Origin of the sequence: Henriciella sp. (assembly GCF_029937755.1) — a bacterium.
In the GTDB taxonomy this organism is placed as follows: Bacteria; Pseudomonadota; Alphaproteobacteria; order Caulobacterales; family Hyphomonadaceae; genus Henriciella.
Genome location: NZ_JAPYPG010000002.1, coordinates 159,750 through 172,669, shown reverse-complemented (window position 1 = coordinate 172,669; position 12,920 = coordinate 159,750). Strand labels below are relative to the sequence as shown.

At 60.8% G+C, this 12,920-nt stretch carries 11 protein-coding genes; 7 read left to right on the top strand and 4 right to left on the bottom strand.

What is annotated here, in order from left to right:
- Nucleotides 1–10 precede the first annotated feature (10 nt).
- Nucleotides 11–1,390 (top strand): class II 3-deoxy-7-phosphoheptulonate synthase, encoded by a 1,380-nt coding sequence (locus Q1K29_RS06160; RefSeq protein WP_300392081.1) that lies wholly within the window; start codon nucleotides 11–13, stop codon nucleotides 1,388–1,390.
- Nucleotides 1,391–1,407: 17 nt separating this feature from the next.
- Nucleotides 1,408–2,793: an MATE family efflux transporter gene (locus Q1K29_RS06155; protein WP_300392080.1), complete on the top strand. Its 1,386-nt coding sequence runs from the start codon at nucleotides 1,408–1,410 to the stop codon at nucleotides 2,791–2,793.
- Between the two features lie 26 nt (nucleotides 2,794–2,819).
- Here the strand turns inward: Q1K29_RS06155 and Q1K29_RS06150 are convergent, their stop codons facing one another.
- The 3 genes from Q1K29_RS06150 to Q1K29_RS06140 form a co-directional block, all read right to left on the bottom strand.
- Nucleotides 2,820–3,086: an HU family DNA-binding protein gene (locus tag Q1K29_RS06150; protein WP_084393670.1), complete on the bottom strand. Its 267-nt coding sequence runs from the start codon at nucleotides 3,084–3,086 to the stop codon at nucleotides 2,820–2,822.
- A 95-nt stretch (nucleotides 3,087–3,181) separates the two neighbouring features.
- Entirely contained in the window at nucleotides 3,182–4,093 is a 912-nt protein-coding gene (locus Q1K29_RS06145) for a hypothetical protein (protein WP_300392079.1), read from the bottom strand.
- A gap of 27 nt (nucleotides 4,094–4,120) precedes the next feature.
- Nucleotides 4,121–5,143, bottom strand: a complete 1,023-nt coding sequence (locus Q1K29_RS06140; protein WP_300392078.1) for an NADP-dependent oxidoreductase — start codon at nucleotides 5,141–5,143, stop codon at nucleotides 4,121–4,123.
- Between the two features lie 166 nt (nucleotides 5,144–5,309).
- On the opposite strand from Q1K29_RS06140, the gene Q1K29_RS06135 reads away from it, so the two are divergent.
- The 4 genes from Q1K29_RS06135 to gltX are packed head-to-tail and all read left to right on the top strand — an operon-like array spanning nucleotide 5,310 to nucleotide 10,414.
- Entirely contained in the window at nucleotides 5,310–6,230 is a 921-nt protein-coding gene (locus Q1K29_RS06135) for a Gfo/Idh/MocA family oxidoreductase (protein WP_300392077.1), read from the top strand.
- Between the two features lie 2 nt (nucleotides 6,231–6,232).
- A complete protein-coding gene (locus Q1K29_RS06130; RefSeq protein ID WP_300392076.1) occupies nucleotides 6,233–7,393 on the top strand; it encodes a DegT/DnrJ/EryC1/StrS family aminotransferase in 1,161 nt (386 codons plus the stop codon).
- A gap of 22 nt (nucleotides 7,394–7,415) precedes the next feature.
- Complete coding sequence (locus Q1K29_RS06125; protein WP_300392075.1) at nucleotides 7,416–9,071, top strand: NAD+ synthase; 1,656 nt, start codon at nucleotides 7,416–7,418, stop codon at nucleotides 9,069–9,071.
- Nucleotides 9,071–10,414 carry a glutamate--tRNA ligase gene (gltX, locus tag Q1K29_RS06120; protein WP_300392074.1) on the top strand — a complete coding sequence of 448 codons (1,344 nt, stop codon included), beginning with the start codon at nucleotides 9,071–9,073 and terminating at the stop codon, nucleotides 10,412–10,414. The genes Q1K29_RS06125 and gltX overlap by 1 nt, the downstream gene beginning before the upstream one ends.
- Here the strand turns inward: gltX and Q1K29_RS06115 are convergent.
- Nucleotides 10,411–10,974 (bottom strand): TIGR00730 family Rossman fold protein, encoded by a 564-nt coding sequence (locus tag Q1K29_RS06115; protein WP_300392073.1) that lies wholly within the window; start codon nucleotides 10,972–10,974, stop codon nucleotides 10,411–10,413. The two genes, gltX and Q1K29_RS06115, sit on opposite strands and share 4 nt — an antisense overlap.
- A 110-nt stretch (nucleotides 10,975–11,084) precedes the next feature.
- Between Q1K29_RS06115 and Q1K29_RS06110 the strand changes: the two genes are divergently transcribed.
- Nucleotides 11,085–12,914, top strand: coding sequence for an ABC transporter ATP-binding protein/permease (locus Q1K29_RS06110; protein WP_300392072.1), 1,830 nt, complete (start codon nucleotides 11,085–11,087; stop codon nucleotides 12,912–12,914).
- Nucleotides 12,915–12,920: the final 6 nt, after the last annotated feature.

Below are 12,920 nucleotides of genomic sequence, written 5' to 3'. Positions count from 1 at the left end.
GGATGAAGCGATGACCTGGACACCGAACAGCTGGAGAGAAAAGCCAGCAAAGCACATCCCGGAAGATTATCCGGACGCCGCCGCACTTGCGGATGTGGAAGCGCGCCTGAAGGCCTATCCGCCGCTCGTCTTTGCTGGCGAAGTCCGTCGACTGAAGCAGAGCCTCGGCCAGGTTGCGGCCGGTGAAGCCTTCCTGCTCCAGGGCGGTGATTGCGCCGAAAGCTTCAAGGAATTCAGCGCGGACAATATCCGCGATACGCTGCGCGTGATGCTTCAGATGGCGGTCGTGCTGACCTTTGCCGCGTCCAAGCCGGTCGTAAAGGTCGGCCGTCTGGCTGGCCAGTTCGGTAAGCCGCGCTCGTCTCCGACCGAGACGATTGATGGCGAAACGCTGCCGTCCTATCGCGGTGACAATATCAATGGCATGGATTTCTCGCCCGAAGCACGCCTGCCCAATCCGGAGCGCCTGATCCAGGGCTACTCGCAGGCCGCCTCGACGCTGAACCTCGTTCGTGCGTTTACCCAGGGCGGCTATGCCGATCTTGCAAACGTGCATCAGTGGATGCTCGGTTTTGTCGACCGCTCTCCACAGGGTAAGCGCTACGAAGCGCTGGCTGACCGGATCAGCGACGCTCTGTCGTTCATGAACGCCTGCGGCGTCAGCTCGCAAACAGTCCCTCAGATGGCGAAGGTCGATGTCTACACCTCGCATGAAGCGCTGCTGCTTGGCTTCGAGGAAGCGATGACGCGCGTCGATTCCACATCGGGTGACTGGTATGACACCTCAGCCCACATGTTGTGGATCGGCCACCGTACGCGCCAGCTCGACCATGCGCATGTCGAGTTCTGCAAGGGTGTCCGTAACCCGCTCGGCATCAAGTGTGGCCCCGGTATGGAGACCGATGAGCTCCTGCAGCTCATCGAGACGCTGAACCCGAAGGATGAGCCCGGACGGATCACGCTGATTTCGCGCTTCGGCTCCGAAGGCGTGAAGGAAGGCCTGCCGCCGCTTGTGCGCGCCGTCCAGAAAAGTGGGCGGAGTGTCGTCTGGTCCTGTGATCCGATGCACGGCAATACGCTGAAGACCGAAAGCGGCTTCAAGACGCGACCGGTGGATCGCATCCTCTCCGAGGTCAGCCAGTTCATCGACATTGTCTCGTCTGAAGGTAGCTACCCGGGTGGTGTGCATTTCGAGATGACCGGTCAGGACGTGACCGAGTGTATCGGTGGCGCCCAGGCAATTTCGGAAGCCGACCTGTCATCGCGATACCACACTCACTGCGATCCTCGCCTGAATGGCGAACAAGCGCTTGAACTGGCCTTCCTGATCGCAGAGAAGCTCCAGCTCATGAAAGAAGCTGTCAACGCAGAGGCTCGCCAAGCGAGTTGATCTAGGGAGACATCGCCATGCACCGCAGGCGGGTCTGGCCCGCCTGGGCGCGGCCGTCCGACATTGCAGACCTGTTGCGGCTGTCAGGGCCGATTGCCGTCTCGCGCGCCGCGATGATGCTCATGGGCCTGACGGATGTGATCGTGCTCGGCCAGAATGCGCCGAGCGAGCTTCCCTTTGTCCTGAACTCATGGCTACCCATTGGCGTGTCGCTTGGCCTGACAATGGGCCTGCTCATGGGCGTGTCTGTTCTGACAGCCGAACTGGCCGGGATTGGCAAAGGCCCTGAGAGCGGACGCATCTTCCGGCGTGGGATCGGCTTTTCGCTCTGGTTCGGCGCGCTGCTGACCCTGTCCATCATTGTGGTCGTGGGACCGATGTTCCGTGCTCTTGGGTTTGAGGAAAGCATTGCGGCGGGGACGGCTTCTGTATCGCGTATACTCGCGCTGGGCCTGATCGGTCACATGCTGACCCATGTCGCTGGCTCCTATCTCGAAGCCTTGCGCCGCCCGCTTGTCGTGACAGCGATCATGTATGCCGGCGTCATCATCAATCTGATCATCGACCTCGCCGTGGTTGCGGGCTGGTGGGGCATGCCGAAAATGGGCGCTGACGGGGTTGCGATCGCGACCACGGGGACGCGCTGGTTCCTGGTTATCCTGTTCCTGGTCGTGGTCTGGAAATTCACACCGGCCTTCAAGTCCTCACCGGAAGGTCCGCCGGAAGAGAACCGCCGGCAATTCTCGGTCGGTTATGGCATGGCCGTGTCGAATGTCGCCGAGTGGGGCGGGTTCAACTTCACTTTTGTGATCGCGACCTGGATCAGCACCGCCGCAACCACGGTCTATGGCATGTCGATCCATGTGATCGGCTTCTGCTTCATGGCCTATCTCGGCCTCGGCACCGCCACAAGCGTGCGTGTCGCTGAAGCGTATGGACGGAAGAACAGTGATGAAGTGCGTGATGCCTCGAGACTTGGTATCGTGGCTGGCATCATGATCGGCGTCGTGCTTGGCGCGCTCGTCTACACCTTCCAGTCACCGCTCGCCGCGCTGCTCGTAAAGTCGGAGGCCGAAGTGGACGGGGTGTATATCCGTCCGGAGCTTGTTGGCCTTGTCGGTTTCACGGCTTTCGTGATTGTCTTCGATGGGCTTCAAAATGTGGCTTCGATGGCGTTGCGCGCGCAGAATGTGATCTGGCCGCCCACCTTCATTCACCTGGGCTCCTACTTCCTGATCATGATCCCTTCGACCTGGTATTTCGGGCTGGTGCTCGAGCGGGGCGCGATGGGCATGATGGAAGGTGTTCTGATCGCCTCGATCATTGCGGGTGTGCTGCAAACGACGCTGCTTGAAATGAAAGCGGCGCGCCGGTTGAAACCAGCGCGCCGCCCTGCAGTCTAAATTCCCCTCGCGGGAGAGTTTAGTTTTTAGATGTCCTTCAGAGCCGAAGCCGGCTTGAAGGCGCCCGAGGTCTTCTCAGGAATCTGGATGGTTTCACCCGTTGCCGGGTTACGGCCTTCGCGAGCACCACGGGTCTTGGCGTGGAACGTGCCGAAGCCGGCGATCGCCACCTGCTTGCGGCTCTTCACCGCGCCAGAGATGGTGTCGAAAACAGCGTCAACCGCCTTGCCGGCGTCTGCTTGAGACATGCCAGCCGATTCTGCGACGGCCTTTGTAAGTTCACCCTTGTTCATTGGGCTCTCCTTTTAGCTTACGGCGATATCTTGCCGCGATGGTTTTCTACACGATTCGGAGGGGGTAAATAGCCCGAAAACCCAATAACCACGGGCTATTTCAGCAGAATCCACCCTTCTTCAGCGATAATTTTGGGGATAAGCGTGCTTTCGAGCCCTTCCGGAGGTCCGAAAAGCGCGCCGAGTTTGCCCGCTTCGTCCAATCCGTAATAATGGTGGGCGAGGGCACGGACCTGAGCCTGATCAGCAACTTCCCCCGTTTCTGGCCTTGCCGTAACGAGAGATGGATAGACTTCAGCGAAGACGATATCCGTCCCGTCCAGTGCCTCGGCGCCGAGCGCTTCGAACCCCGTTTCGAAAGGCCAGATCGCGGAATTGGGCAGCTGGATTCTAAGTGCCTTTACTGTCGGAATGCCAAGAAGCGACTGGCTGCCGACCGATCCGGCGCCATACAGTTGCCAGACGGATTTCGGTTTTGATTTGTGAGTTTTTCTCACCCATTGTTCGCAGATCCGGTACTCTTCAACGGGCGAAGAGGAGAAGTCTCCCTTGGTGCCGGTCAGGGTGGTGATCTGGTCACGTGCCGGGGCCCCCCAGAACGGGAGCGGCCCCTTTGTCATCGCATAATTCAGGCCGGCGGCTATGGCGAAGCGCGTATTCGAATTGTCCGGCTTCTCTTTCACCTTGCTTGCGAGATGATCGTGAATGGCCTGCCAGGCAGGTTTGCCTGCCGTATCAAGACCGATGGCCTCGGCTGTCCCTGCGGGATAGCCGAGGCTGAAGTCGAAGCCGATCAGCACCTTGTCGCCGCGCGCGGTGAAGCGTTCAGCCAGCCCGGCAATCATCTCTCGCGCCTTAAGGCGTGTGGGAGGATTGGCTGACTGAAAGCGGAATTTCAGCCGTGCGTCCCGGGCAAGCGCACCGACCCAGACGGAATTCGCCCCCTGAGCCGGTTTGCTCGCCGCGCTCCAGTCCACAATGATGTAGGCGTCGAACAGGCGCGCCATTGATCTGCTCCGTTGCGTTGTGAACGGTCAGGCAAGTTTGACGAGCATCTTGCCCTTGTTGCGTCCCTGGAACAGGCCGAGGAATGCTTCGGGGGCGTTCTCAACGCCCTCCATGACCGTTTCTTCGAATTTCATCTGGCCCGACTGGATCCAGCCGGCCATGTCCTGAAGGAACTGCGGTTGCAGATCAACATGCGATGACACGATGAAACCACGCAGCGTGAGCTGCTTCCCGACAACCTGGATGATGTTATAGGGGCCGGGCTGCGGTTCGGTTGCATTATACTGGCTGATCATGCCGCAAATGGCGAAGCGGGCCATTGGCCGTGCGGCTTCGATAGCGGCCTGAAGGTGGTCGCCGCCGACATTGTCGAAATAGACGTCGATCCCTTTTGGGGCTGCTGCCTTCAGTGCGCCAAGCAAGGACTCGTAGCTGTCATGCTTCTTGTAATCGATCACATGATCGGCGCCCAGTTCCTTGACGAGGTTGCATTTTTGGTCGCCACCGGCGGAGCCGATGACGGTGCAGCCTTTGATCTTTGCGATCTGCACGACCGTGGAGCCGACGGCGCCGGCCGCGCCAGAGACGAAGACAGTGTCGCCTTCGGCCAGTTCAGCAACGCGGAGAATACCGGCATAGGCGGTCAGCCCCGGCATGCCGGCCACGCCGAGCAGGGCCGAATCAGGAAGGTTCGTTTTTGGTACCTTGTTGGCCATGACGGCCTGCGGTTCAGCCGTCCAGGCCTCGCGCCAGCCAGCCATGGACGTGACAAGATCACCTTCGGCAAAGTCCGGATGCTTCGAAGCGACTACGGTACCGACTGCGCCGCCTTGCAGCGTCTCGCCGATCTGGAAAGGGGGAACGTAGCTTTCGCGGTCATACATTCGTCCGCGCATGTAGGGATCGACGGACATCCAGCTATTGCGGACCTGGATCTCTCCATCCTTGGGCTCTGGCGCCTCAGCGTCGCGAATGCCAAAGTCGGAAAGCTTCGGCATGCCGACCGGACGGTTGGCGAGTGTCCATTCCTTTGATTGTATTGCTGGCATTATAGGTATCCTCCTGTTTATCGTTGAGCTCACAAATGGAGGAGCCGGGCGCCGGTGTGAAGTCAAACCGGTAAGATTTCGCAAGACTCTTTGATGAACCGGGCTGATGAGGCTGGTTGCGCGGAGCCCCAAAGCGGTGTGATGGGAAGCCAAACTGGAGTGTAGAATGGCGTACCTGAAAACCGGCCTGATCGGCGCTGGCGTGTTCGGCGGCTATCATGCCGGAAAGATTGCGGCCTCAGGCCGAACGGAATTTGCAGGGGTCTTCGATCCCGATACCGACCGCGCAAAAGCGCTGGCGGACAAGCACGCTGCGCCGGTCCTCGAGAGCGAGGCTGCCCTGCATGAGGTATGCGATTCCGTGATCGTGGCGTGTCCAGCGACCTATCATGAGGCAGTCGTCCAGCGCGCCCTGGAGGCTGGGCTTCATGTGCTTGTCGAAAAGCCTCTGGCGCTTTCGGGGGATGCCGCGAAACGTCTCGCAGAGCTTGCCGATGAGAAGGAGCTTGTCCTGCAGGTGGGCCATCAGGAGCGTCTTGTGCTGGCTGCCATGGGCTTCTTCGACATCGACGAGAAGCCGATCTCCATCGAAGCTGTTCGCGAAGGTCCTCCGGCGCCGGATGGCCGGGCAGGGGACGTGTCGGTGATCTGGGATCTCATGATCCACGATCTCGACATGGCCGCGAAGCTTGTTTGTGCGGGCGCCAATGCCAGCGGCGAAGGCCAGGTCCGCCACACTGACCATATAGACGAGGCGGTTGCCGACCTGGACTTCCTGAATGGTGCGACGGCCGTCATCAAGGCGAGCCGGGCCGCCTCCGAGCGCCACCGGGCCATGTCCATCACCTACCCGTCGGGAACGATCTCCATCGACTTCCTGACGCGCAAGGTCGTCAACACGACCCCGCATGCGATCCGGGCGGATGTCTCCGCAGACCTGCCCGATCCACTTGGCGCGGCTGACGAAGCCTTTTTCATCGCCTGCCTTGGCATGCGCGAGACCCCTATTCCTGGCCGGGAAGCTGCCGAAGCGGTGCGGCTTGCCGAGCTCGTCGAACAGACCGCTCTTCAGACGATTGGAGCCTGACCATGGCCGCTGCAGAAAAGATGATCGACCTTCCCGCCGATGCCCCCATCCAGTTCTTTGACCTGAAGGCGCAGCAGGCGACGATCCGCCCTGCACTGGAAAACCGGTGGATCACGATCCTCGACCATGGGCGCTACATTGGCGGGCCGGAAGTGGATGAGTGCGAGCGAAAGCTTTGCGAATTTACCGGTGCGGCAGATGCGGTCGCTGTCGGGTCGGGCACGCAGGCGCTGGTGATGCCGCTGATTGCGCTTGGCTATGGTCACGGTGATGCGGTGTTCATTCCCGGCTTTACCTACAACGCAACGGCGAATGCCGTCCTTCTGGCAGGCGCGACGCCCGTCCTCGTCGATATCGACCCGGCGACCTTCAACATGGACGCGGAAGACCTCGAGCGGAAAATTCAGCGCGTGAAGGGGACCCGCAATCTTCGCGCCCGCGCGGTTATTCCGGTTGATCTCTATGGCCTGCCAGCCGACTACAAGGCGATCCAGGACGTTGCGGATGCGCACGGACTGCGCATCGTTGCAGACGCCGCCCAGTCCTTTGGGGGCAAGCAGGATGGGCAGTGGATCGGAACGCTCGCCGAGATCACGGCGACCAGTTTTTATCCGACCAAGACGCTCGGTGGTTATGGCGATGGCGGGGCCATCCTGGTGCGTGACAAGGAGATGGGCGAGCTGCTGCGGTCGATTCGTTGGCACGGCACAGGCGGCAATCGCAAGGAATCGATCCGGGTCGGAATCAATGGCCGTTGCGATTCGATCCAGTGTGCTGTGGTCGCGGAAAAGCTCGGCATCTTCGAAGGTGAGCGCGAACGCCGGGCCGACGCCGCGAGCGTCTACGACCGGCGGCTCGCAGGCAAGGTCGAGAGCCAGGCATCAAAGCAGGGCGATGAGCATGCGCATGGTCTTTATACGGTGCGTGTGCCGGACCGCGACGCGATCCGGCACACGCTGCAGGAGCAGGGCATTCCGACGGCGATCTATTACGACACGCCAATCCACCAGATGCCGGCTTTCGAACAGTTCGCGCCAGCCCGCGGCCTGCCGGAATGCGAGAAGGCCTCGACCGAGGTGTTGAGCCTGCCGATGCATCCCTATCTTTCCGAAGATCAGGTCCACCGGGTCTGTGACGCCCTTTTGGGGGCTTTGCAGCGCTGAAAACCGGCCTTAAGTCAGCGCCATGACTGATACGCTGAAGATTCTCGCTGCCCAGCTCAATCCGATTGTCGGTGACATCAACGGCAATCTTGAGCTGGCGCGCCGGACATTGCAGGAAGGCGCGGACAAAGCCGCCGATCTCGTCGTCTTCGCGGAGATGTTCATCCTTGGCTACCCGCCAGAGGATCTGGTCCTGAAGCCGAGCGCGGTTGAGGATTGTATGGCTGCGGTGAAGCAGCTGGCGAAAGAAAGCGCAGACCTGCCGGCCTTCATCATCGGGTCGCCTTGGCAGGATGACGGTCTCTTCAACTCGATTATCTACTGCGAGGGTGGTGATATTTCGGCGCGCTACGACAAGCAGGAGCTGCCGAATTACGGTGTCTTTGATGAGCAGCGGCTCTTTGCAAAGGGCCGGTCGCCAGCCTGTGTGGTCGATCTCAAGGGCGTGAAGACCGGGCTCGCCATCTGCGAGGATGTCTGGTTCGAACGCGTGCCGTCTGCGGCCCATGCGGCTGGCGCTGAACTTCTGGTCATTCCGAACGGATCCCCCTGGCGCCGGTCGATCCATGTCGAGCGGGCGGAAGCCTTTGACCGGTGGAGCGACCTCAATCTGCCATACCTCTTCGTCAATCAGGTCGGCGGACAGGACGAACTTGTCTTTGACGGCGGCTCCTATGCGACGAATTCGACGCATGCCGAGCGCTGTGGGCTGGTCGGTCAGTTCGAGAGCGGTACCGAGCTCGTCGAATTCGATCTGGAAACACGAAAGCTAATCCTGAAGGGCAAGGGATGCCGGCTGGATCATGATGGCTGGCATATGGAATACCGCGCCGCGACCCTGGCGCTTTGTGATTATGTCAACAAGAACAGGTTTCCCGGGGTCGTCCTCGGGATGTCGGGCGGGATCGACAGCGCGCTGACGGCGGCGATCGCCGTGGATGCGCTGGGGCCCGATCGGGTCTGGTGTGTAATGATGCCCTCGAAATACACCTCGTCGGAAAGTCTCGAAGACGCCAAGAAATGCGCTGAGGCACTGGGCGTGCGTTACGACATCATCAATATCGCACCTGGGGTGGGCGCCATGGACGAGATGCTGGCCGATGCGTTCGCAGAGACCCAGCCCGGCATCACGGAAGAGAACATCCAGTCCCGCCTGCGCGGGGTGACCCTGATGGCGCTGTCGAACAAGTTCGGACACATGGTCGTTACAACGGGCAACAAGTCCGAAATGGCGGTCGGTTACGCCACGCTCTATGGCGACATGTGCGGGGGCTACAATCCCCTCAAGGATTTCTACAAAACCGAGGTCTTCTCGCTGTCACGCTGGCGCAATGATAACCATCCGCGTGGTGCGCTGGGGCCGGCGGGCGAGGTTATCCCGCAACGGATCATCACCAAACCGCCGTCGGCCGAACTGCGCGAAGACCAGAAGGATGAGGACTCACTGCCTTCCTATGATGTGCTCGACGATATTCTTCGTGGCCTTGTGGACCGGGAAGAGGACATCCGCGATATCATGCAGCGCGGTCATGACGAGGCGACTGTAAAGCGGATCGAGCATCTCTTGTATCTTGCCGAATACAAGCGTAGGCAGGCGCCGCCCGGCGCGAAGGTCGGCGGCAAGAATTTTGGCCGCGACCGGCGCTATCCGATCACGAACCGTTTCAGGGACGATTGATGAGTTCACCCATAGTCCGTTTCGCGCCGTCTCCGACCGGCAAGCTGCATGTCGGCAATGTCCGCACCGCGCTGATCAACTGGCTTTTTGCCAAGGGGCAGGGCGGAACCTTTGTCCTGAGGATCGACGATACCGATACTGAGCGCTCCACACAGGCCTATGAGGACGGGCTGAAGGCCGACCTGACCTGGCTCGGTCTGGTCTGGGACGACACGTTCAACCAGTCGAAGCGCTTCGGCATGTATGACGCCGCAGCCGACAAGCTGCGCGATATGGGCCTGCTTTATGCGTGCTATGAGACGGCCGATGAGCTTGACCGCAAACGCAAGATCGCGCTGTCGCGGGGGCGCCCGCCGGTCTATGACCGGTCAGCGCTGGACTTGTCCGATGAGGACAAGGCAAAACTCGAAGCTGAAGGCCGCAAGCCACACTGGCGTTTCAAACTGTCCGGTGAGCGCGTGGAGTGGACCGACCTGGTGCGTGGGCCACAAGGTATCGACACGTCCAGCGTGTCGGACCCGGTGCTGATCCGTGAAGACGGCTCCTACCTCTACACGTTGCCGTCCGTGGTCGATGATATCGATGCCAAGATCACTCATGTGGTGCGCGGCGAAGATCATGTGACCAATTCCGGCGCCCAGATCGAGATTTTCAAGGCGCTCGGCGGCACGCCACCGGAGATGGCGCATACGCCGTTGCTGGTGGATGCCGAAGGCGGGGCCTTCTCCAAGCGCCTCGGTTCGCTCAGCATGGATACGCTTGAGGCGCGTGGCATCTTCCCCATGGCCATCGTGTCGCTCCTCGCCAAGCTCGGAACAAGCGACAATATCGAGGCGCGAGACGATCTCGGCGTACTGGCGAAGGAATTCGATTTTTCGAAGATCGGCCGTGCGCCCGCGAAGTTCGATGAAAAGGACCTGCTCGCCCTGAATGCGACCCTGATCCACACAACGCCGTTCGATGCGGTCAAGGAGCAGCTCAGCGCGATTGCGCCAGATGCGGCGAATGAGCCCTTCTGGCTGGCGGTGCGCGAGAATTGCCAGACGGTGCATGACGCCAAGGATTTCGCCGATATTGCCTATGGCCAGATCGAGCCTGTGATCGATGCCGAGGATGCGGATTTCATTTCCGAGGCCAACGATCTCCTGCCGGAGGGTGAAATCACGGCAGAGACGTGGAAGGCGTGGACGAGCTCGTTGAAAGAGAAGACCGGACGCAAGGGGCGCGGCCTCTTCATGCCGCTTCGCAAGGCGCTGACCGGCCAGGAGCATGGGCCTGACATGGGCGTCCTGTTGCCGCTCATCGGGCGCAAAGCCGTGGTGCGCCGGCTGTCGAAAGCTTAGCGGTCGAGCACGACCATGCGGTCCCGAAGCGCGGCGATGGCGGCTTCGGGCGTGCCCTCATGGACGAGGGAGGCGCGGAATTCCTCCGGTGTGAACCGGCCTTCAATGATGTGTTCCATCAGTTCGAAGAAGGGCGACCAGAAGCCGTCCTCGTCAAGGAAGGCCATAGGCTTCGCGTGAAGGCCGAGGCGGGCCCAGCTCAGCATCTCGACAGCCTCTTCAAGCGTGCCGATCCCGCCGGGCAGGACGATGAAGGCATCCGACTCGTCAAACATCATCTGCTTGCGTGTGTGCATGTCGTCGACGATGCGGTGTTCGACATCTTCGAAGATGCGTTCTTTCTGAAGCAGGAATTTCGGCATGACGCCGAGCACTTCACCGCCGGCTTCATGGACGGCGCGCGCGCAGGCGCCCATCAGGCCGACGCCGCCGCCGCCATAGACGAGTTTCAGATCCTGCTGCGCCATCGTACGACCGAGCGCCCGGGCGAGCTCCAGATAGTCGGGTTTCACCTGGTTCGATGAACCGCAATAAACGCAGATGGATTTGAGCTTCGCCATTATGTCTTCCTCAGGCATCAACGACCGGCATGTACAGTCTTGCAAGGATTCGTGCCAGTCGCACTCTGTTCGCAAGCTGTGTTTGGCCCCATATGGCGCGAATGAGGTCTATGGCTGGTGAACAGGACAATGACAGGATCGATAGCGCGGATGGCGGGCTGGGTGCCTCCATTGCGCGGATCCTGAAGCTTCTCTGGCGCCCTGAGCTGTCGAAGTGGCGCCCCGTCATGGGGATTGCCCTTGTCCTGACGCTTGGCGCGGCGGTGCTGGAGGTCGCTTCGCCGATCATTCTCGGCGATGCCATCAACAAGGTCGCCGGCCGGGAAGGCGCCGAAGAACAACCGCTGACGGTCGCGCTGGCCTGGATCGCACTCGCAATCGGTTTACGCTTTCTCGCCGCGGCCCTGCCGCAGGCCCGGGACGCCTTGTTCAGCCCGGTCAGTCAGGATGCGCAACGGATCGCCTGTGTCGATGCTTTCGGCCATGCCCAGTCGCTGTCGCTGGCTTTCCACCAGACACGGCGCTCGGGTGCACTGAACCGCGTGATCGAACGCGCCGCGAGCGCCGTCGATTACCTGATCCGGTTCCTGGCTTTCAATATCGGGCCGACGTTCGTGCGCCTCGCGCTGGCCTCCATCGCGCTGGGGGCGGCCTATGACTACCGGCTGGCCCTCATCGCGATCGGGACCGTTGCCATCTACATTGTCGCCACCGTGATCATCACCGAGTGGCGGGTGCGCCAGCGTCGGCGAATGAACAAGGCCGATACCGAGCTGCGCGCCGTCTCCATCGATACGCTAACCAATTTTGAGACCGTGAAGGCCTTTGCCGCCGAAGAGCGGGAAACCAATCGCTATGACGCGGCGATGAAGCGCTACAACACGCGTTATGTCGAGGCGATGCGCAGCATGTACCTTCTTAACGCGGTGCAGGGCTTCATCATGAATGCGGGCCTGCTGGCCGTGCTGGCGCTCTCGGCATGGAATTACAAACAGGGCACGATGGAGGTCGGCGATCTGACGGCCGTGATGCTCGTCCTGCTAAGCCTTTATGCGCCGCTCAATATTCTTGGCTTCGCCTGGCGCGAGATCAAGCAGGGGGCCGTGGACCTCGAGAAACTGCATGGCCTGCTCAGCATGGCGCCAGAGGTCGCTGACAGGCCGGATGCAAAGGCGCTCAAGGCACCGGAAGGGCGCGTCGAATTCCGCGATGTCGATTTCACGCACGATGCGCGGGCCGTGGGCGTTCGCGATATCTCGTTCGAGGTTGAGCCCGGCAAGAAAGTGGCATTTGTGGGCACCTCTGGTGCCGGCAAGTCGACGCTGCTGAAGCTGCTGTTCCGTTTCTATGATGTTGATAAGGGCGCGGTGCTGGTGGATGGGCAGGATGTCCGCGAGCTGACGCAGACCTCGCTGCGCAACGCACTCGGCCTGGTCCCGCAGGATGTGGTGCTTTTCAACGATACGATTCGCGCGAACATTGCCTATGCCCGGCCTGAGGCCAGTCTCGAAGAGCTCGAGGATGCCGCACGCCGTGCACAGCTTCTCCCCTTCATACAAGCTCTCCCGGATGGCTGGGACACACGGGTCGGCGAACGCGGCCTGAAGCTGTCCGGCGGAGAAAAGCAGCGTGTGGGCATTGCGCGGGTCATCCTGGCCGACCCGGCCATTCTGGTCCTGGATGAAGCCACGTCCGCGCTTGATAGCGCGACCGAAGCAGCCGTTCAGGATGCGCTGGATGAAGCGGCGAAAGGGCGGACGACGCTGACAGTCGCTCACCGCCTGTCGACTGTGCAGAACTCTGACGAAATAATCGTTCTTGAAGAAGGGCGTATCGTGGAACGCGGCTCGCATGCTACGCTTTTAAGGGAAGACGGTGCTTATGCGCGCATGTGGGCCAGACAGGCCGCACGCGACGAGCTTGCCGCAGTCGCTGAATAGGAAAAC